Consider the following 19,874-nt stretch of genomic DNA (forward strand, 5'->3'; position numbering starts at 1 on the left):
TTCAACTCAACCGGACACGAGGGTTAGCAACAACATAGGCGATGTCTGTCAGCAGATTGGTCAGGAGGAACATCGAGCCGCCGACGATCGTCACACCGATGATTGCGGGGAAATCAAGGCCCCGCGCGGCCTGAACGGCGTAGGACCCCATTCCCGGCCACGAAAATATCGTCTCGGTAAGCACCGCCCCCGTCAGGAGGTATGCAAACGAATATCCAATCACCGTCAGTGTCGGCACCATTGTATTGCGAAGGGCATGATGCATGACGACCCTGAACTCTCCTGCTCCCTTTGCCCTTGCGGTCAGGATGAACTCGCGGCTCATGACTTCCAACATATTGGCGCGGACGAGGCGCGAAATCGTGCCTGCTACCGACCACCCCAGAACGAAGGCAGGAAGGATCAAATGCCGTAGCGCATCGGCGAATAGTCGGAAGTCGCCAGACAGCAGACTGTCGATGATAATGAACCCTGTGATCGTTGGAGGTAGCGCCGCGCGCGCATCAACCCTGCCGGGACCAGGAAGGAAGTGCCAGTGGACGGACGTCACGTAAATCAGCGCCAGGCCGAGCCAGAAAACAGGCACGCTGGAGCCGAACAAGGCAATGAGGCGAGCGACGTGATCGATTGCCGTTCCCCGAAAATAGGCGGCGAGAACGCCAAGCGAAATGCCCATCACCGTTCCAACAAGCATGGCGGCGATAACCAACTCCATAGTGGCGGGAAGGCGGTACATCAAATCCTGTGTTACCGGTCGGCGGGTGATGAAGGATGTCCCCATATCGCCTTTGAGCAGGTTCGTAACATAGATCACGTAACGCTCAGGCAACGGTTTATCTAGGCCCCATCGCGCCTTGGCAGCTGCCACAATGTCAGGGTTGTTCATCTGTCGTTCGGAGACGATCGCGCTCAGCGGATCGCCCTTCACCACGGTGGTAAGGAGGAATGCGAGTGTGACAATTCCCAGTATCAGGAAGGGCATCGCAAAAAGTCGACGGACTATGTATCTAGTCAAGGTTATAGAGCCTTCCTGTGATCGGATTATCGGCTTTGTCGTTTCGTCATGCAGGGAGAGATTGACAAAAAACAGATAAGACGTCAACTTTGATGAAATTAAATTCCATTTTTTCTCGACAATGGCTTTTGGTAATCGGAGTAAAACGCCAAATGCCTTTGAATCAGGCAAGGTACGGTCCATTAAGAAGGAACACTAGATGAGGAAAAGAGCGCAACCTCCTCTCGATAAGGCATCGGCGGAGAGCCCGGGCTCAGCCGCAACCTTAGCAAGGGGACTGGATATTCTCCGTGCTTTCACCGCCAGTGATACCACCTTGGGCAACCAGGATTTGATCGAGCGAACGGGCCTTCCCAAAGCAACTATATCCCGCTTGACGCTCACCCTGACCAATCTTGGCTATCTCCACTACAACGACCGGCTCGGACGCTACAGCATTGGGCCGGCAACCGTATCGCTCGGTTATTCAGCGCTGAGTTCGAGCCCGGTCGTACACATCGCCCGTCCCTTGATGGAGCACCTAACGGAGAAGACCGGCGCTGCTGTGGCCATTGGAATGCGCGACGGATTGGAGATGGTGTATATTGCGACCTGCAGACCTATTTCTCCCGTGACCTTGCGGCTCGATGTCGGCTCCCGGCTGCCGATTTGGCGGACTGCCAATGGCTTGGCCCATCTCGCGGTCATGGAGCGCGCGGAACGCACAAGCATCGTCGAACAGTTGATTGAAAGGGAGCCAGCCCAGGCCAAACGCATCGCATCGCTGGTTGATCAGGCCGTTGTCGATCAGTCGCAACGCGGCTTCGTGGGCGCATTCGGCGCTTGGTACAGCTATATCAACGCTGTGGGGACGTGTTTCTTTCCCACCGATGGTTCACCGACCGTGTCAATCACCTGCGGCGGCATTGTAGACATTCTGCCACGTGAGGTCTGCATGACTTCTACGGGACCGGAACTGATAAAGATGACGGAACAACTGAAGCTGAAATTGGCCGGAAATGATATTGCATAATTGAAATAGGGTGCTGCATGACCTCAGACCCGCATGGCATCATGCCTTCAGGGCTCAGCAAACAGTCTAATGGATCATTCCAATCTGCTGCACTTCCGAAATGAGACTAGCCCTGTTCGACACGTTCATCTTTTCAAACATATTCTGTAAATGAGTTTTTACAGTGGGAAGCGAAATCGAGAGTTCTTCAGCAATCTCGATATTCGTCAGGCCTCTACAAACCAGATGCACAACAGCGAGTTCCCTCGGCGACAGCATGTAATGGACCAACAGCCTGTGCCGCGCCAGTTCGCGCACGACATGTGGATGGCGCAAGAGGCTCGCTTCAATATAGGTCTGCATGCTGTCGGCGAGTTTGACGACCTCCAGCGGGATACAGGGCGCATCGCCATCCCGGGCGATCAGGCCCATGCCGGCAATAGCACGCCCTTCACACCAGAACAGCATTTCCAGAGAGTCCCTGATTCCACTGAAGTTCATATAGGGACGGTAACGCTCCATCGTACCATTGGGCAGCGTCGAGCATGCCTGCCCAAGCGTCTGGGTCCGCAATTGGAGATCAATCATACGGGAAGGACTGCAGGGGTCGTGTTCGTAGAAAGTCGATTGGTAGAGGTTAAGTCGGCTCTGGTCCACGCCTTCAACAGCCACGAACTTCATCCGGGTTCGATCATCGACCCAATAGAAAACCGCCGATGAAAGATGCGTCGCCTCGATTGAAAATCTCAGCAGATTGACGATCTCAGTATTTTGGTCACCGTCGTTTTCGACCTGGATGGTTCTCATTCCGGCGCTCCTGACTTGCAAATTGGCGCGTCTCTTTATTCCCCGTCATGAGAATTCCTCAAAATGATATATCATGCAAGGGGTAATCGTGGCGCCTTTCTTTATCACGTGCACGTGTCATGCATGTGCCGAGAACGCTAACCCGTTCGGCAAGACGAGGTTTGGGCGGCCATATCCGCGGTTTCACCCTCACAGTTGCCGTGCAGTTGGGCACCGGGCGGCATGCTGCATCACCGCGCAGAAAAAGGCGAAACGAACATGAAACACTCCGGTAAAATCGCGTCCAAAACGCGCATACACCCCCGCTCCAGCGGCTTCCAGAGCTAGAATCATACTTTCAGACGATTGACCGACCAACGGTTCAACAATAGCAAAAAAGCAAGATGGAAGCGAAGCCTCAAGCCGCCCCATCTACTGGATCTGAAGGTGTCGACGGAACCACGAGCGAGGCAGCAATGAATGTTTTCTTGAGTCAACATGTCAAAGACGCCATTCCGGATACGGTCTGTGGCGAAAATTCAGTGCTGCCACTTTTCACATCGCTTGACTGGCGTCCGGCACGCACGCATCTCATTGTATCAGACGAGGCGGGCCTGGCAGCAGTGGAACGACTTCTGGCAAACCCCTTTCCGGTCTCGGGTGAGCGCTTCACACTGCATGTGCTAGGCCGCGAGAACAAGGTCGACGTCTTGCTACTGCCTGATCGAATGGACGCTTGTGTCAATCCAGATGATCGCAGCTTTCGAGAACTCCTTTGTGCATCCCTGCGTGCTTCCTCCAGTCCCACCCAACTTTATGCTGCCGGATCGCAGTCCTTCCTCTTATCGGTATCCAGACTTGCGCGACCCGGCGAGCGGGTCGGCTCGGCGATACAGGCCGAATTGACAGGTTCGCGCGCTCGCGACGTCCAGTGCATGTGTTGCAAGAACATCTATCGCGACATCGACTATCGTGCGTTGGATTGTCCACGCTGTGAGGTGACTTTGATGGTGAGCGATCACTATTCAGCAAGCGTCGGTGCATTTGAGACGGTTGCTCTCCGCCCTGCGGATGCAAACCTGCAAACCCTTCGCAAGCAGCGTTTATGGTGAGCTCAAGCCGAAAGCGCGACCAACAATAGAATAAGCTTCAAATATAAGAGATCGAGGCTTCAACGCCCTGCGAACACAGGCGACCCACTCCGCCATCCGAAGTGCCCCAAAGGGCAACAGGTGAAAGTGGCAAAAAGGTGGGAGCATGTCTCACCGACCAACAGAGGAGAACAAGAAATGATTAATTTAAACGGAATGAAACGATCGCGGCGCCTGCTGCTATCCATAGCGCTGGCAATGGCCGCCTGCGGATCGGCTCAAGCTGCCGAACGGGCCCTGGTGATCGCGCGCGACATGGACATTAACTCGCTCGACCCTCACCGGTCATGGTGCGATACTTGTCAGATATACAACTCTTCCGCCTATCAATCGCTCGTAACGCTCGACAAGGACAACAAGCTCCAGCCGCTGCTCGCAAAGAGTTGGGAGAGCAACCCAGAGCAGACCAAGATTACCCTGCATATCGATCCTACCGCCAAGTTTGCCGATGGCAGCCCCGTCGAGTCCAAAGATGTGAAATGGACTATTGATCGGTTGAAGAACCTCAAGACCAACACCACTTTCATGGTCGATCCGATATCGGTCATCGACGTTCCGGATGCTAGCACCGTCGTGCTGACGCTGGGTCAACCGAATTCCGAATATATCCAGATTCTGGCATCGTCATATATGGCGATCCTCAACAGTGACCTCGTTGCCGAAAACGGTGGCGTCGCCGATGCGACCGCTCCTGAGAAAGACACGGCCGAAACCTGGTTTCTCACGCACTCCGCCGGCTCAGGGCCGTTCGAGCTGGAGAGCTACGAACCCAATGCCGAACTTCGACTCAAGCGCAGTGCGGAGTATTGGGGCACGCCGGCACATGTGCCCGAAGTCACTTTCCGTCAGGTGAAAGACGCTGTCGCTCAGGCACAGATGCTGCAGTCGGGCGCCGTGGACATTGCCCAGCAGATTGATCCGGACACCGCAAACAGCCTTGAAGGAACTGATGTCGTAATCACGCGTGAGCCCTCGCTGAACTTCGTTTATATCGCGCTGTCACCCGGCGCCAAGGACAACAAGGTGCCGCTCGACGCCAAGGTCCGCGAAGCTATCTCGATCGCAATCGATCGCAAAGGCTTGATCGACATGGTTGTCGGCGGTGCCGGCAGGGAGATTGCTGTACCAGTTTCACCCGGTTTCCCGGGTGCCGACGGGCACAAGGTTCCTGAATACAACCCCGAACGCGCCAAGGAGCTTCTCGCCGAGGCCGGCTACCCCGACGGCTTTGAGATCGAGTCCGTTTATCCGGATCTGAACACCTACGGTGTCGACTTCAATCTCATGATGCAGAAGATCCAGCAGGATCTGGCCAAGGTTGGCGTCAAGGTCTCCCTGACACCGGTACCGCTGTCGAACTGGCGTGATGTGATCAACAGCGATGGCATTCCTCTGACAGCGGTGTTTTATGCGCCCGACTTCTTCGGCACGTCCCAGTTCATCGACTACTTCGGCCTTGCACCGGATTCGACCTGGGCCAAACGGGCCGGTGGTGACCGTGATCCTTCGCTGATCAACCACGAGGTTCGCGGCATCATGAGCGCAGCGCTGGCGGCCAAAACCCCCGAGGAATCTGACAAGGAGTGGTTCAAAGCTGCTTCTATCATCCATGACACCGGCATTTTCCTTCCCATGGTCAATCCGGATCTCATCCTCGCCCATGGACCTAATATCAAGGGCCTGCGTTTCAGCGCTTGCTGCAATACGCCCCTCGCCGAAATCACGAACGAATAATAAGCGAGATGCGGGGGTGCGCCCCCGCTTTACCCGCCCACGGAGAGAATTCATGAATATCAGCCTGCACAACAGCCGGGACAAACAACTTCTTGATCGGGCACAACGTGTTGTCCCTGGAGGAGTGTGGGGGCATATGGCGACGCACGCGATTGCGCCTGGCTATCCGCAGTTCTTCTCCAAATCTGATGGTTGCAGGGTCTGGGACGCGGACGGCAACGAATATGTCGACTTCATGTGCGCTTGGGGACCGAATCTGCTCGGCTACCGGCATCCCGAAGTGGATGCAGCCGCTTTCGAACAGATGAAGACGGCTGATATTTCCAACGGTCCGACTGAGACCATGGTCGAACTGGCAGAGCTGATGGTCGATACCCTCGATGGCGCTGACTGGACGTTGTTCCAGAAGAACGGAACAGACGCCACGACGGCTTGCGTCATGATCGCCCGCGCCCATACCGGAAAGCGCAAGATACTTGTCGCGCGTGGCGCCTATCATGGCGCAGTTCCATGGTGCACCCCGTCCGTGGTCGGCGTGACGGACGAAGACAAGGCGCATTTGATTTTGTTTGATTTTAACGACATCGCCAGTCTTGAGAAGGCCGCCGCCGATGCCGAGGGTGATTTGGCAGGCGTCATCCTCTCGGCCTTTCGCCACGATGTCATGCGCGATCAGGAATTGGCGACCCCGGAATTTATGCAGGCTGCGCGCGACATCTGCGATCGCGCTGACGCAGCACTGATCCTCGACGATGTCCGCGCCAGTTTCCGCATCGATCTCCGCGGCAGTTGGGCGTCTTATGGCATCCAGCCCGATCTGACGGCGATGTCCAAGTCGATCGCGAACGGCTGGCCGCTGGCGGCTGTCGCCGGTGGCGAAAGCTTCCGTCAGGCAGCGTCCAAGGTATTCGTCACCGGCTCCTTCTGGTACGGAGCGGCCGCCATGGCCGCCTCTATCGCCACGATCGGTGTGGTGAAGCGCGATCACGTCATCGATCACATCGCGGCAATGGGCGAGCGCCTGCGGGCCGGACTGGACGAAGCGGCTGCCCGCCACGGGTTCAGTCTTCGCCAGACCGGGCCTGCACAAATTCCAGCAGTGCTTTTCGATGGTGACCACCAGCTTCGCCTCGGCAACGCATTCGGTCTCGCCGCGCTGCGCCACGGAGCGTATTTTCACCCGAGGCACAACATGTTCATCTGCGCCGCCCACTCCGCGTCGGACATTGACCGCGGAATTGAGGCAGCGGATCACGCGATGGCCGACATGATCGCCGCAGGCGTCGTGCCGGATTGAGCGGAACATATCTGCATTGGCACCGAGGCCGGGTGCCTCTCCTTTGTGGGAAAGCACGGCGGCAATGCGTCAATCATCGTTGGTGGAGGCGTTTGCTATATGCAAGATTACACGGTCGAACGTCTTCGTCGCGACGGGCGACTGTTCCTGATCTGTGGTGGCATGAGCCTGACCCAAAAATCGCAATTGAGATGCTTACGGCAGCAGAGGACGCAGCATGACGCCGAAACTGGGGATCATCGCAGACGACTTCACCGGCGCCATTCTCGTTGCCGGCATGCTCGAGACAGCCGGTGTGTCTGCACCTGTAGCCTTTAGCAGCCAAGGGGTTTCAGCCTCACTCGAAAGCGGGGTGCTTATTCTGGCGACGCGGACCCGCGTCTGCCTTGTAGAAGAGGCATTGGCCACAATCAGAGAAGGCGCGGCGGCGCTTCGCGCGGCTGGCTGTTCCAGCATTGCCTACAAGGCGTGCGCCAGTTTCGATTCCACCGCCACGGGCAATATCGGGCCTGCGGCAAGGTTCTTGAGCGGTGAAGCAGGTGGCCGGTCAGTGCTGATGAGTGCCGGGTTTCCGCGCTACAATGTTTCGGTGCATCAAGGTTATCTCTTTTATCGCGGTCGGCTGCTCTCGGAGTCGGTGAAACGATACGATCCACTAACGCCGATGGAGGACCCTGACCTTGCACGCTTTCTCTCGCTACAGATCGGCTCCGATGTAGCCTTGTTGCCCCACAGCATACTCCGTCACGGGCTTGAAGTGACCACTGAGGCTTGGCGGAGCGCGACGACCGACGGCGTTGCCTATGTACTGGCGGACACCAGCGACGACGGCGATGTGGAGGTCACGGCGGATCTGGCGGTCGCAACGGACGCTGTGGTGGTGGCAAGCGATCCGGTGATCGTCGGCGTCGGTCTACGGCTCGCGCAAGCACGGCGCGCCCTGCCCCCGCCAATATCGCTTCCCGACGGCCCCGGCGCGGTGCTCGTCGGCAGCGTCGGCCCCACCGCGCTCGCTCAGGTCGCCCGTTTTGCCCAGGATCATCCACTGCTGACCATCGATCCGGCAGACACGCGGGAGGAAGAGGCAATCATCGCTTCGGCGCTGGACTGGGCCGCCCCGCGGATCGGTGCGCAACCTTTCTGCATCGCTTCGATGGGCGAAGAGGCAGCGGTTGCGAGAGCACAGGCGGCCCTGGGGGTGCTCGGTGCCGCTCGTCGCGCCGAGCGGCTCATGGGGGGCATAGCCAGAGGACTTCAAGAACGGGGCGTGCGGCGTCTCGTGGTTTCAGGTGGAGAGACGTCCGGCGCCGTGGTGGCGGCCCTTGGTCTTGAACGCGTTCGCGTCCTGCCGGAAGGACCGTTGGGCAGCGGTTTCTGCGTTGCCGAGCAACCCGTTCGCATGGGGTTGTTTCTGAAGTCCGGAAAAATCGGCGAGGACGATATCCTGCTCGGAGGCCTGGACGCGCTTGATCCGACATTGTCTTGAACGCCTGAACCAACGGGCCGGATCAGTAGAGCCGCCGCCCGTCGGGTTTGACTGAACTCCTTTGGAACGCCCTGCGATAGCCCATTGGACTTGTATTGAATTTGGACTTGAACGCCCTGAAATAGGTTGCCGGCGACGAGAAGCCGCTTGCAAGCCCGGTTTCACGGATGCTGAGTGTGCTGTAGAGAAGCAACTCCCTGGCATGCTGTAGCCGGAACGCAAGATAGTAGCTCTTCGGGCTGTCCTTGAGGTGCTTCCTGAACAGATGCTGGAGTTCTCTCTTGGAAACATTACACCGGGCGGCAAGCGCCTCAATGGAGAGAGGCTCTTCAATCGTCTCGCGCATCAATCGTTGCGCCCTCATCAGAGTCGGATTCGTCGACCAGGCGGGTTCATTGACAATCTGCCGCTGGGGGCTACTGCCGGGACGCGACAGCGGATAAACGATCTCGTTGGCCACGAGCTCGCAAAGCGCCGAACCACACAGTTTTTCGAGCAGGTAGAGCGACAGATCAAGGCAAGCAACCTGGCCCGCGCACGTTGCCCTTTCCCGATCGACGACAAAGAGCTGTTCAACGACGTCTGTGTCGGGGTGCAGCTCCTTGAATGAGGCTATGGTGCTCCAATGACTTGTCGCGGTGTAGCTTTTCAATAGACCTGCCTCGGCAAGCAGAAGCGGTGCAGTATCAATCCCGCAGATTTTAGCACCGGAGGCGGCCTGCCTGCGCAGCCAGTTGAACAATGGTCCCTTTCGATCGTCGCTGAACGCGTAAGAGGAGTGCAACATAACAACGTCGAAAGTTCGGCCGTCATCGAACCTCGCGGTCGGTGGAATAAGAATGTCCAGTGTCGTTTGTATCGGATCTCCATCCGCAGAGATGAAGTCGAAGCGGAAACGTGGCGACTTGCTCAAGCGGTTGGCAGCGCGAAACGGTTCTATCGACAGAAGGACCGCGTGCAGTGCAGGCTCGAGTGAAACAACCGCTATATCATAGGGCGCTTCTGACGCTACTGACATCTCATCAGCTCTACCCAGATTTGAAGGAACCTCCATAGAGGCTTTTCGCGTCTTTCTGAGGTTCGGCTGCATGTGAGTGTTCATCCGGCAATCCGTTCGAGGGCGTCGCGAATGGACTTACTGCCGGCAAGCGCTGCTTCATTGAGAGGGCGCGACACGGTGGGTGCGGCAAGGCCTCCGGTGACGCGCAAAATCTCGTGGTCGAGAAAATCAAAGTAACGTTCCTGGATCTCCGCCGCCCAGGTGGCTCCCATAGACAGACGCCGTGCCGTCTGCTCCGCGATGATCACCCGGTTCGTCTTTTTGATGGATATCCCGATCGTGTCCCAATCCATTCCATGGTAATCCAGACTACGCAAATCGATGATTTCGGCGTCGATGCCGGCCTCCGAAGCGGCCTTGATCGCGCGTTCAACCATTACCGAAGTCGCAAGGACAGTGCAGGCAGTACCGCTCTGGACCACACGAGCAGATTTCAACGGAATACAAAAATCCCGGCTCCCACGGGGGACAGGGAATTCACGCTGATAGAGTTCGGTGTGCTCGAACACGACCACAGGATCGTTGCAAACGATCGCGGAATTCAGGAGGCCTATATAGTCCAGCGCGGTGGTCGGCGTGGCGATCCGCCAGCCGGGAAACATCCCGAATAGGGCGGAGGGGTCACCGGAATGCTGAGAGCCATAGCCGGTATGGGGGGATATCCTCACGCGCAGCACGATCGGGACAGGAAATCCGTCTCCGAACATGTGGCGCACCTTGGCGATGCCGTTGACGATCTGATCGGCGGCCGTGAAGCAGAAGTCGCCGAACATGATCTCCACGATTGGTCGCAAGCCATTGAGGGCTGCTCCGAGGGCGACGCCTGTGAATCCATTCTCGGCAATTGGCAGCGGTAAGATACGGTTCGGCCAGCGGTCGAGTGCCGCCTTGGTGAATCCGCTCACGCCCCCGCGCATGCGATGAGCATCCTCTCCCATGACGATAATGGTGGGGTCGCGCTCCATCGCCGCCGCAATCGTCTCAGACGCAGCGGTAACAAACTTGATGTTTTCCAGCTCGGTACGGTCCAACTGGTCATGATCTAGGAACCTGGCGTCTCGGAACTCCGAAAGATCGCCGACAATCCCGTCGTCCCGCGTGGCCGGATCAGGAAACAACTTTGGGGGTATCCGAAGCCCGTTTCCGCCAGGCTCCGTCTCTGTAAGACGGGCCACCGCGGCTGATATGCGTTCCATCATAAGCGAGTCGATATGCCCGAGCGCCTCGACGCTGAGACACCCCAGCGAGGTCAGTCGATCCGCAGCCAGCGCCAAAGGATCGCGGCTTCGCCAATACGCCTCCTCTTCGCGGGTGCGATAGCCGAAATCACTGCCCGCACGACCGCCCGACTGGTGAAGATGCCGATAACAGAGCGCCTCCACAACGACTGGACCGCCCCGCTCGGCGATCAGCTTTCTGGCATTGGCAACAGTCTGATGGACCGCGACAACATCCATGCCGTCACACTCCAGGGATGGGATTGCGTTCATTACACCACGCGAAGCGAGCCGAATTTCGCGTGTGACGTCCGAAATGTGCGTCGAGACGCCGTAAAGGTTGTTCTCAATAAAGAAGATGACCGGAAGATTTTGAGCAGCGGCGATATTCATGGCTTCGGCAGTGCCACCATTCAGCGTGGCCCCATCCCCGAAAAACGTCACGGAGATGCAATCGCGGCCGAGAAGCTTGTCCGCCAGCGCATAACCAACCGCATGGGGCGGATTGCCGCCGATGATGGCGGATGTGCCGACGATGCCGGCTTCGGCAGCGCGCATGTGCATCGAGCCGCCCCGACCACCGCAATAGCCCGGCGCCAAACCGAGAATTTCGGCCATGAACCGATAGATGGCATCGTCCATTTCCGGCGTAAACGTGTCCTCAAGGACGCTGAATTCCTCGGGCATCGCAGAGTTCAGGAGCTTGGTGAGAACCTGATGGTGGGCTCGATGCGTTCCGTTGATCTTGTCACCCGTGCCGAGAACAGACATGGCGCCGACGCCACATGCTTCCTGCCCGACGCTGGCATGCGCGGGCCCGTGGACGAGGCCAGCCTTTTCAAGATCCAGCAATTTTTCCTCAAACCGGCGGATCAGGACCATCTGCGCATACCATGTGATCAAGTCGCGGGCCGGCAGCGCCGCCCAATCGCTGTCATCGACTTCGATTCTGGTCCATTCAGCGGCCGGAATGATGGGCCGTCGCTTTACCATTACATCCTCCGAACTCCGGTTGGCGGCCGCTATGCTTTCAACTACAATGAAATTTAATTTCATTAATTGGAGTTGTCAATCGACGCCCACTCGGATGCACTGCCGTCACCCGCAATTTCCGCCCGTCATCTTCCATACGTGGTGTCCACCTCGTTTTTGGTGGACACCTCATGCCGCAGAAAACTCAGATGAAAAAGGTGCGGAGAAATTCGCGCTTACCCAAGACCGGAATTGACGAAATAATAGCCGGACCACGGCGGGCGAACTTTCCGCTCGGAGCGCTCTTCGACTTCTTCCCGATCGAGGAGGAAATCGGTCGTTAGCCACTCCTGGCGGCGTTGGCGCAGGGATCAAATTTCAACGTTTTGCGTCTATGCGGTCGGGATTGAAAATAGGTTGATTGACCCCGTATGCCGCACAAACATAACGCCGCCCGCCGCCATCACATCGGTAAGATGAAGTTCAAAGGTATCAGAGCGCATTCGGCCCGATCATCGAAAGTCCCGCGTCTTCACCCGCATCTCATCGATATGCCCATAGGGTTCGAACATGCCGCGCGGCTTTGGCATTCCCCGCGGATCAGGTGCCGGCAATCCAGGATGAAACGCGTCACCCCACCCCTGCGGAAGCGGGAAGGCCGCATCTCGGCTCCCAACGCTTGCAAGCTCGGCGGACAGGTCAAGTAGCTCCCGGGCGACGAGATGGACGACCTCTCCCTCTCGCTGGACCGAGCGTATGGCTCGACATGGTGTTGAACAGTCTCCTTGAGGACTTTGCAACGGCGGAATTCTCCGATATGTTCCTTATTTGTTCTTTTCCGGTTTTGAGTCACTCGGTCGCGTTGGTGGCCCTGTGGACTTCCACCGGGAGAAGATAACGATGCGCGATGCGCGCATCGTTGAATCACAAGGGCTTGAGGGCAGGACGGCATGAGCGCGGCGCATCTCGAAAAGTTGAATGACAATCAGCGGGCCGCGGTTCTGCACGGCATGGATTTGCCAGATGGATCGATTGGCGGACCGCTGCTGATCATCGCCGGCGCCGGATCCGGCAAGACCAATACGCTTGCCCATCGCGTGGCCCAACTCGTCATCTCCGGCGCCGATCCTCGCCGGATCCTGCTGATGACCTTTTCGCGTCGTGCCGCCGCCGAAATGGGAAGGCGCGTCGAGCGGATATGCACGAAGACGCTTGGCGACAAGGCCGGGATCATGGCTGACGGGCTTGCCTGGTCCGGCACCTTCCACGGGATCGGCGCCCGTCTGTTGCGTGAATATGCAATCGAGCTTGGTCTCGATCCGCAGTTCACCATTCATGATCGCGAGGACTCGGCCGACCTGATGAACCTCGCCCGGCATGATCTCGGCTTCTCGAAGACGGAGAACCGGTTTCCGGCGAAGGGCACTTGTCTCTCGATCTATTCGCGCACCGTCAATGCCGAGGCGCCGCTTGCGGAAATCCTGCGAGCGAACTTTCCATGGTGTGCGGCCTGGGAAAAGGAACTGAGGGAATTGTTCTCGGCCTATGTCGAGGCCAAGCAGGTCCAGAACGTCCTCGATTATGATGATCTGCTGCTCTACTGGGCGCAGACCATGGGCGATCCGGTGCTTGCCGCCGAGATCGGCGGACGCTGGGATCATGTCCTGGTCGATGAATATCAGGACACCAACCGCCTGCAATCCTCGATCCTGATGGCGCTCAAGCTCGGAGGGCGGGGTCTGACGGTCGTTGGTGACGACGCACAGTCGATCTATTCGTTCCGGGCTGCCACGGTTCGCAACATCCTCGATTTCCCGAATGAATTCTCGCCGAAGGCCGACGTGATCACGCTCGACCGCAATTACCGGTCGACACAGCCGATCCTCGCGGCTGCCAATGGCGTCATCGGTCTCGCCCAGGAGCGCTACACCAAGGATCTCTGGACCGACCGTGTCTCAACCGAAAAGCCGCGGCTGGTGACGGTTCGCGACGAAGGCGATCAGGCTCGGTTCATTGCCGACGAGGTTCTCGACAACCGCGAAGGCGGCATGCGGCTGAAGGATCAGGCCGTGCTGTTTCGGGCGAGCCATCACAGCGGGCCGCTGGAGGTGGAACTCACGCGTCGCAACATTCCCTTCGTGAAGTTCGGCGGTCTGAAGTTCCTCGATTCCGCGCATGTGAAAGACCTGCTGGCAGCGCTGCGGTTTGCCCAGAACATGCGCGATCGCGTGGCGGGCTTCAGGCTGATGCAGCTCTTGCCCGGTGTTGGCCCGGCCTCGGCACAAAACGCGCTGGACGCGATTGCGGAAACCGCCGATCCGGTCGGGACCCTCGCGGCACTGCCGGCCCCCTCGCGTGCGGTGGCCGATTGGCCGGGTCTTGTGTCTTTGGTCACGGACCTTCGCCAATCAAACATGGGCTGGCCCGCCGAGATCGGCCGGATCCGGGCATGGTATGAGCCGTATCTGGAACGCATCCATGAAGACTTCGAGATGCGCCGCGCCGATCTCCTCCAGCTTGAGGACATTGCCGCCGGCTATCCGTCACGGGAGCGATTCCTGACCGAGCTGACGCTCGACCCACCGGACGCCACCTCCGGCCAGGCCGGCGTGCCGCTGCGCGACGAGGACTATCTGATCCTTTCGACCATCCATTCGGCCAAGGGGCAGGAATGGCGCTCGGTCTTTGTGCTCAATGCAGTCGACGGCTGCATCCCCTCCGATCTCGGTGTCGGCACGACCGACGATATCGAGGAAGAACGACGCCTGCTTTACGTGGCGATGACGCGGGCGCGAGACAGCCTGAACCTTGTCGTGCCGCAGCGCTTCTTTACGCACGGGCAGTCCTCGACCGGCGACAGGCATGTCTATGCCTCGCGAACCCGGTTCATTCCCGCTATGTTGTTGCAGCATTTTGAGAACAGGACATGGCCGGTGGTAAAGCCGGGGCAACAGAACAACGCAGGGCCGCGGCAAGTCCGTCTCGATGTCGGAGCGCGGATGCGCGGGATGTGGCGGTGAGGTGGATATGGCCGCGCCGAGCGAACTGATAGTTTCTGCGAGAGACCACGAGGTCGACGCGAATGATGCCGCCCCGGTCATCCGCAAGATCGTCCATCTGGACATGGACGCGTTCTATGCCTCTGTCGAGCAGCGCGACAATCCCGAGCTGAGGGGTAAGCCGGTCGCAGTCGGCGGATCGGCGGCGCGGGGCGTTGTTGCGGCTGCGAGTTATGAGGCGCGGGCGTTTGGCGTGCGTTCCGCCTTGCCGTCAGTGACCGCGAAGCGGCGCTGTCCGGAACTGGTGTTCGTAAAGCCGCGTTTCGACGTCTACCGGTCGGTCTCGGCGCAGATCCATCAGATATTCACTGAGCATACCGATCTGATCGAGCCGCTTTCGCTCGACGAGGCCTATCTTGACGTCACGGAAAACAAGCAAGGGATCGCGTTCGCAACCGAGATCGCATCACTCATTCGTGCCCGCATCAAGGAGGTGACCGGCCTGAATGCCTCTGCCGGTATCTCCTACTGCAAGTTCCTCGCGAAGATGGCGAGTGATCTCAACAAGCCGAACGGTCAGGCCGTGATCACGCCGAAGATGGGGCCGGCGTTCGTCGCAGAGCTGGCGGTCAAGAAGTTCCATGGCGTCGGGCCGGCGACGGCCGAAAAGATGCAACGGCTCGGGATCGTGACCGGGGCCGACTTGCGCGAGAAGTCGCTCACTTTCCTGCGCGACAACTTCGGCAAGTCGGGCGGATGGTATTATCGGATCTCCCGCGGGATCGACGAGCGTCCGGTTCAGCCCGATCGGCCGCGCAAATCAATCGGGGCTGAAGATACCTTTGCTGCCGATATCTTCGACCTGGCGTCGGCGAAGACCGAGTTGCTCCCGCTCGCAAGCAAGGTCTGGCGCCATGCGGAGAACAAACGGATCAGCGGGCGAACCGTCACATTGAAGGTGAAATACGCAGACTTCCAGCAGATCACGCGGAGCCGGTCGGTTGGCCACAACATGCGAAGCGCAGATGAGATCAGCGAGACCGCTACCGCGTTGCTGACTGAGATCTTTCCGGTGAAGAAGGGGATTCGCCTGCTCGGTGTGACGCTTTCCTCACTGGGCGAAGAGTCAGAGACGCCAGGGGATACTCAGATGAGCTTGCTGTGAGCCCCGAGCCGAAGGAAAGCAGGCCTATTTCCCGCTCACCACGCCTCTGGATCTCATTTACATCCTGTGGCCTGAGCATGAATGGACATTGATCGAATGCTGCTGGTCTATGACGAGGAAATTGGGGGTTCCGGATCGGCAGCAAAGGGGCCGTTTGCTGCCTGTCCGGTCTGGCAAGGAAGCCACAGAAACCCGCCGTTCAGCATCCGACGCCATTGTCGCCGTTCAGGGGACTTCCGCCGCCGCCCGAAACTTGTCATTCGTTAGGCTCTCCCCGGATGGCAGAGTCGAGGTCGAACGTGATGACGAGCTGCCGTTCGGCTGCTGGCCTCGGACCGAATTTCTCCAGGCACTTGTGGAGCACCCGGACCAAGGTCAATGCCACCGGCGGGGATTAGCATGAACCTGGGCTCCAGAACCGGTGAGGCGTACCGCCAGCTACTGCGGATTTTTGTAAGACTCAAACCGATGAGGTTTTCCAGTATCCGCATAGCTGGAAAGGAAACGCAATGGCTACATTTGAAGTCGACATGTCCAAGGTGCTGGAGTTCACAGATCCCGGAGGTTTTTATTCCTGGCTGGAATCGCACCACGACATCGAAGTGAGCGTGTGGGTTAAGATCCACAAGGTGAAATCCCGATTGCCTACCGTCACACCCGAGCAGGCGATTGAAATGGCGCTCTGCTGGGGTTGGATCGATGGTTTGCGCAAGGGATTTGACGATTGCAGTTTCCTCCAGCGCTATTCCCGCCGCAGGCCGAACAGCAATTGGAGTGAGATCAACGCCCGCACCGTGCGGCGCCTGATCGCCTCTGGCCACATGCGCCCTGCCGGACTGGCAGCTGTGCGTCGCGGTGTGGAAAGGGGCAAGTGGCCGGCGAACGTCCCTGCAATCTCGCTCAACTCGCTCCTCGCGACCGCGTAACCGTGGCCCAGTATTGCAGCGGCGTCTCACCGAGAACCTTGCGGAAATCGGTGATAAAGTGTTGCTGACTCGAATAGCCCAGGTCGTAGGCCATGTCGGCCCAGTCCGGCGCATCGCTGCCGCGAATGCGTTCGGCGGCCAACAATAACCTGTGACGCTGCAAGAACCATTTAAGTCCTATGCCGACATAGGTGCGGAACAGTTGCTGCAGCCAGCGCTCGCTATAGCGAAAGCTGTCGGCGACAGCGGACACGGAGGACAGAGTGTCATCGGCTTCGATCGCCGCAATGATCGTATTGACCAAAGCAATATTCTCGTCCGGTGCCGGCTTCTTGAGCAAAAGCAGTTTTTCAAGGCGATCTATGACGCCGTCGTCGTCATTTGCAAGCAACTGCTCCACGGTTGTCTGATCCAGGCCGTCAAGGAGTTCGGATAGGGGGAGTTGTTGATCCTGCAGGTTTGTCAGTTCACCCGACCAGAATGACCGGAAGGCGCCGGGCAGAAATCGGGCACCTATTATACGGCCGCTTCCATGAGCCTCATAAACGCGCTTGCCCCGAAAGGTTCCCTGGACGCCTGACCAGTCGAGAGAGAGAAAAGCGTCAACATAGGGCCGATGCATGACCTCGGCCGAATGATAGGCATTTTCCGATACGTCCCATCGAATGACCCAGAAATGATCCAGGAACCGGCGGAGGGGTTCGCAGGGCAACCGCGTACGGAAGCGCACATGCCGATCAAAGCCGGTGGGGTCGAGGCGGCCACGCGGATCATAGGTCTCTGCGGGTTTTTGAAATACGCCAGGATCCTTTGATGACATGATCTCTCCATCGACAACGAACCATGTGGAGCAAACCAATGGGCAACAAACATTTTCTACGGGGCATGGCCACCGTCAACTACTTTGCCGACGACCTGACTGCCGCGCGTGAATGGTACACTGAACTTTTCGGTATCGAAGCCTATTTCCAGATGCCGAGCCGCGAACATCCCGCCTATATCGAGTTCCGTATCGGAGACGATGCCGATGAATTCGGTATCGTCGACAGTAAATATGCTCCTGATGGCACGAAAACCGGACCGGGAGGCGCCATACTGTACTGGCACGTCGATGATATCGAAAGCGTTCTGTCACGCTTGAAGGCGCTGGGCGCCACCGAACATGACCCGATCACGAAGCGGGGCGAATCCGGCTTTGTCACCGCATCAGTTCTCGACCCCTTTGGCAACATACTGGGCATCATGTACAACCCGCACTTTGTAGAGCTGCACTGAGCTCGTCGAAAGCTCGTTTAGCCGTTGGTGCCGTGACACAGGCACTGCTCTGGCGGGTGCGATGGACGCCATGGGACCCCCGGGGGACCGGATCGGCCGTCGCAGACTTTTGATGGTGGGCGCAGTCGCTTTCGGCGCAGCATCCCTGCTTGCGGCATTTTCCCAGAACGTGACATGCTTATCGTGGCACGTGCGCTTCCTGGGCTGGCCGCGGCGCGTATAGGGAGATCGCATCGGGCCTATCAAGTTAGGAACGGCCGTAATTGAAGACGAACTGGGCGCCCGCACGCGTAAGCAGCCCGACGACAACGGGCTCCGTCCTCCCTGGTAGCCATACCCATACGGACGCCTGGTCTGGCGTTTCTCGTGCTTTAGAAGCCATCATCCACCTTGCCAGTGGAGGTTCGGGCAACCACGCGCGCAATCACCGGAAAATTCCCCGCGATCAGACCCGCCCGAAGCTCCAACACACAAAACCCCATAGCTCGGAAATTGCCGACTGCGGGTTCCTGCATGAGAGGCTTTCGTACGCCTGACGGCACCCGAAACCCTTCACCATTCGGACGATCAATCAGCCAGTTACGTATCCCGAAATCTGCCATGCGCTGCGACGCGGCAAACGTCGAGGTTGCGGCGGATGGCCAACTTTTGTTGCGATGCAGATGAATGGCGGTTTTCTGAAGCTGACCGCAGGAATCGGGTGTCGAAGTAGCTGAGTATTTCATATCCGTCAGTCTCCAATTTAAGGAGAACACTTGTGGGAATATTACAGGATAAAGTTGCAATTATCTCCGGCGCGTCATCCGGCATCGGCCGTTCGGCCGCGTTGCTTTTTGCCGCTGAGGGCGCATGCGTGGTTTTGAACGCGCGTGGGAAAGCGGCTTTGGAGGACGTCGCGAAGCGTATCCAAGAAACAGGCGGACGCGCGCATTTAGTTGCCGGCGATGTGAGTTCGGCTGAAACACATGAACAACTGGTCGCGGAAGCCGTGCAGGTTTTTGGAGGTCTTGATATCGCCTTCAACAATGCCGGGACCGTGGGTGCCTTAAAACCGGTCGCTGAACTGGAATCCGAAGAATGGATTCAAACGATCGCCACAAACCTGAACGGTGCATTTTTTGCGAGCCGTTATCAGATACCGGCAATGCTCGAACGCGGAGGCGGCTCTATTGTTTTTACCTCCAGCTTTGTCGGCACGAGCGTCGGTTTGCCAGGGATGAGTGCCTACGCCGCCGCAAAAGCAGGACTGATGGGCTTGGTCAAAGGCATCGCGGCGGACTATGGCGTAAAAAATATACGGGCCAACGCCCTTCTTCCGGGCGGCACAGACACGGGGATGGCGGGCGATCAATCGCAGAAAGATTGGGCCGCCGGTCTCCATGCGATGAAGCGAATAGCCCAACCAGAAGAAATCGCGCAGGCCGCGTTGTTTTTGGCGGGGCCAGCATCGAGCTTCGTGACAGGTTCCGCGCTATTCGCGGACGGGGGAAATTCGGCGGTGAAATAGGTGCATCTTTCACTGCGGTCCTTCGAGGTGAACTGCTCGAAGGACCGTTCCGGGTCGAAAACGGTTCCAAGCCCATGAAGCGTGAATGGCCGCCTAGCTCATGATCTGAGTTCAAACCCGCCAGTCCGGACACGGCCCCGTTCCAGCCGGTCAGTAAAGTGTCTCCATTTCGGTCGTTCAAGCGGGTTTTCGATTTCCCTGAAAGCTGCCGATCCGCGCAGGTTGCTGCAGTGTCTATAAGGGGGGAAGGGCTGGAAGGCTTTGGGTAAAATACGCGACTGCCCGTCAGCCTT

The 19,874-nt window shown here is 58.2% G+C and carries 16 protein-coding genes; 10 read left to right on the forward strand and 6 right to left on the reverse strand.

All coding sequences use genetic code 11. The annotated features are described in order from the left end of the window. Position 1 precedes the first annotated feature (1 nt). A complete protein-coding gene (locus tag HQ843_RS20405; protein WP_180902101.1) occupies positions 2–1,015 on the reverse strand; it encodes an ABC transporter permease in 1,014 nt (337 codons plus the stop codon). Between the two features lie 199 nt (positions 1,016–1,214). Here HQ843_RS20405 and HQ843_RS20410 point away from each other — a divergent pair, with 199 nt between their 5' ends. Then, complete coding sequence (locus HQ843_RS20410) at positions 1,215–2,027, forward strand: IclR family transcriptional regulator (RefSeq protein ID WP_180901464.1); 813 nt, start codon at positions 1,215–1,217, stop codon at positions 2,025–2,027. Positions 2,028–2,093: 66 nt separating this feature from the next. On the opposite strand, the gene HQ843_RS20415 is transcribed toward HQ843_RS20410, so the two are convergent. Next, positions 2,094–2,813, reverse strand: a complete 720-nt coding sequence (locus HQ843_RS20415; protein ID WP_180901463.1) for a response regulator transcription factor — start codon at positions 2,811–2,813, stop codon at positions 2,094–2,096. A gap of 383 nt (positions 2,814–3,196) precedes the next feature. Between HQ843_RS20415 and HQ843_RS20420 the strand changes: the two genes are divergently transcribed. The 4 genes from HQ843_RS20420 to HQ843_RS20435 all read left to right on the forward strand — a co-directional run bounded on the left by HQ843_RS20420 (position 3,197) and on the right by HQ843_RS20435 (position 8,460). Next, positions 3,197–3,904 carry a hypothetical protein gene (locus tag HQ843_RS20420; RefSeq protein ID WP_180901462.1) on the forward strand — a complete coding sequence of 236 codons (708 nt, stop codon included), beginning with the start codon at positions 3,197–3,199 and terminating at the stop codon, positions 3,902–3,904. Between the two features lie 177 nt (positions 3,905–4,081). Then, the gene (locus HQ843_RS20425; RefSeq protein WP_246710181.1) at positions 4,082–5,677 is read left to right on the forward strand and encodes an ABC transporter substrate-binding protein; all 1,596 of its coding nucleotides are present in this window, start codon (positions 4,082–4,084) and stop codon (positions 5,675–5,677) included. Positions 5,678–5,729: 52 nt separating this feature from the next. Beyond that, on the forward strand, positions 5,730–6,974 hold the full coding sequence (locus HQ843_RS20430) for an aminotransferase class III-fold pyridoxal phosphate-dependent enzyme (RefSeq protein WP_180901461.1): 1,245 nt from the start codon (positions 5,730–5,732) through the stop codon (positions 6,972–6,974). A 217-nt stretch (positions 6,975–7,191) separates the two neighbouring features. Beyond that, complete coding sequence (locus HQ843_RS20435) at positions 7,192–8,460, forward strand: four-carbon acid sugar kinase family protein (RefSeq protein WP_180903292.1); 1,269 nt, start codon at positions 7,192–7,194, stop codon at positions 8,458–8,460. Positions 8,461–8,482: 22 nt separating this feature from the next. Here HQ843_RS20435 and HQ843_RS20440 read toward each other — a convergent pair whose 3' ends face one another. Beyond that, positions 8,483–9,562: a GlxA family transcriptional regulator gene (locus HQ843_RS20440; RefSeq protein WP_180901459.1), complete on the reverse strand. Its 1,080-nt coding sequence runs from the start codon at positions 9,560–9,562 to the stop codon at positions 8,483–8,485. Then, positions 9,559–11,730: a dehydrogenase E1 component subunit alpha/beta gene (locus HQ843_RS20445; protein ID WP_180903294.1), complete on the reverse strand. Its 2,172-nt coding sequence runs from the start codon at positions 11,728–11,730 to the stop codon at positions 9,559–9,561. Before HQ843_RS20445 ends, HQ843_RS20440 begins: the two co-directional genes overlap by 4 nt. 929 nt (positions 11,731–12,659) lie before the next feature. Here HQ843_RS20445 and HQ843_RS20450 point away from each other — a divergent pair. The 3 genes from HQ843_RS20450 to HQ843_RS20460 all read left to right on the forward strand — a co-directional run bounded on the left by HQ843_RS20450 (position 12,660) and on the right by HQ843_RS20460 (position 16,799). Beyond that, positions 12,660–14,729, forward strand: a complete 2,070-nt coding sequence (locus HQ843_RS20450; protein WP_180901458.1) for an ATP-dependent helicase — start codon at positions 12,660–12,662, stop codon at positions 14,727–14,729. A 7-nt stretch (positions 14,730–14,736) separates the two neighbouring features. After that, a complete protein-coding gene (dinB, locus tag HQ843_RS20455) occupies positions 14,737–15,873 on the forward strand; it encodes a DNA polymerase IV (protein WP_180901457.1) in 1,137 nt (378 codons plus the stop codon). A 509-nt stretch (positions 15,874–16,382) separates the two neighbouring features. Further along, positions 16,383–16,799 carry a YdeI/OmpD-associated family protein gene (locus HQ843_RS20460; protein WP_180901456.1) on the forward strand — a complete coding sequence of 139 codons (417 nt, stop codon included), beginning with the start codon at positions 16,383–16,385 and terminating at the stop codon, positions 16,797–16,799. Here the strand turns inward: HQ843_RS20460 and HQ843_RS20465 are convergent. Then, positions 16,774–17,619 (reverse strand): helix-turn-helix domain-containing protein, encoded by an 846-nt coding sequence (locus HQ843_RS20465; RefSeq protein ID WP_210275306.1) that lies wholly within the window; start codon positions 17,617–17,619, stop codon positions 16,774–16,776. The genes HQ843_RS20460 and HQ843_RS20465 overlap by 26 nt on opposite strands. Positions 17,620–17,657: 38 nt before the next feature. Here HQ843_RS20465 and HQ843_RS20470 point away from each other — a divergent pair, with 38 nt between their 5' ends. Further along, positions 17,658–18,074 carry a VOC family protein gene (locus HQ843_RS20470; RefSeq protein ID WP_180901455.1) on the forward strand — a complete coding sequence of 139 codons (417 nt, stop codon included), beginning with the start codon at positions 17,658–17,660 and terminating at the stop codon, positions 18,072–18,074. Positions 18,075–18,445: 371 nt separating this feature from the next. Here HQ843_RS20470 and HQ843_RS20475 read toward each other — a convergent pair whose 3' ends face one another. Further along, positions 18,446–18,799, reverse strand: coding sequence for a hypothetical protein (locus tag HQ843_RS20475; RefSeq protein WP_180901454.1), 354 nt, complete (start codon positions 18,797–18,799; stop codon positions 18,446–18,448). Between the two features lie 32 nt (positions 18,800–18,831). Between HQ843_RS20475 and HQ843_RS20480 the strand changes: the two genes are divergently transcribed. Further along, entirely contained in the window at positions 18,832–19,581 is a 750-nt protein-coding gene (locus tag HQ843_RS20480; protein WP_180898696.1) for an SDR family oxidoreductase, read from the forward strand. Positions 19,582–19,874: the final 293 nt, after the last annotated feature.

It is taken from the genome of Martelella sp. NC20 (assembly GCF_013459645.1).
Classification (GTDB): Bacteria; Pseudomonadota; Alphaproteobacteria; order Rhizobiales; family Rhizobiaceae; genus Martelella.

Coding starts and splice junctions, on each gene's coding strand:
- HQ843_RS20465 (WP_210275306.1), bottom strand. CDS start 17,619: ATGTCATCAAAGGATCCTGGCGTATTTCAAAAACCCGCAGAGACCTAT.
- HQ843_RS20475 (WP_180901454.1), bottom strand. CDS start 18,799: ATGAAATACTCAGCTACTTCGACACCCGATTCCTGCGGTCAGCTTCAG.
- HQ843_RS20460 (WP_180901456.1), top strand. CDS start 16,383: ATGGCTACATTTGAAGTCGACATGTCCAAGGTGCTGGAGTTCACAGAT.
- HQ843_RS20430 (WP_180901461.1), top strand. CDS start 5,730: ATGAATATCAGCCTGCACAACAGCCGGGACAAACAACTTCTTGATCGG.
- dinB (WP_180901457.1), top strand. CDS start 14,737: ATGGCCGCGCCGAGCGAACTGATAGTTTCTGCGAGAGACCACGAGGTC.
- HQ843_RS20425 (WP_246710181.1), top strand. CDS start 4,082: ATGATTAATTTAAACGGAATGAAACGATCGCGGCGCCTGCTGCTATCC.
- HQ843_RS20410 (WP_180901464.1), top strand. CDS start 1,215: ATGAGGAAAAGAGCGCAACCTCCTCTCGATAAGGCATCGGCGGAGAGC.
- HQ843_RS20470 (WP_180901455.1), top strand. CDS start 17,658: ATGGGCAACAAACATTTTCTACGGGGCATGGCCACCGTCAACTACTTT.
- HQ843_RS20450 (WP_180901458.1), top strand. CDS start 12,660: ATGAGCGCGGCGCATCTCGAAAAGTTGAATGACAATCAGCGGGCCGCG.
- HQ843_RS20420 (WP_180901462.1), top strand. CDS start 3,197: ATGGAAGCGAAGCCTCAAGCCGCCCCATCTACTGGATCTGAAGGTGTC.
- HQ843_RS20415 (WP_180901463.1), bottom strand. CDS start 2,813: ATGAGAACCATCCAGGTCGAAAACGACGGTGACCAAAATACTGAGATC.
- HQ843_RS20440 (WP_180901459.1), bottom strand. CDS start 9,562: ATGAACACTCACATGCAGCCGAACCTCAGAAAGACGCGAAAAGCCTCT.
- HQ843_RS20445 (WP_180903294.1), bottom strand. CDS start 11,730: ATGGTAAAGCGACGGCCCATCATTCCGGCCGCTGAATGGACCAGAATC.
- HQ843_RS20435 (WP_180903292.1), top strand. CDS start 7,192: ATGACGCCGAAACTGGGGATCATCGCAGACGACTTCACCGGCGCCATT.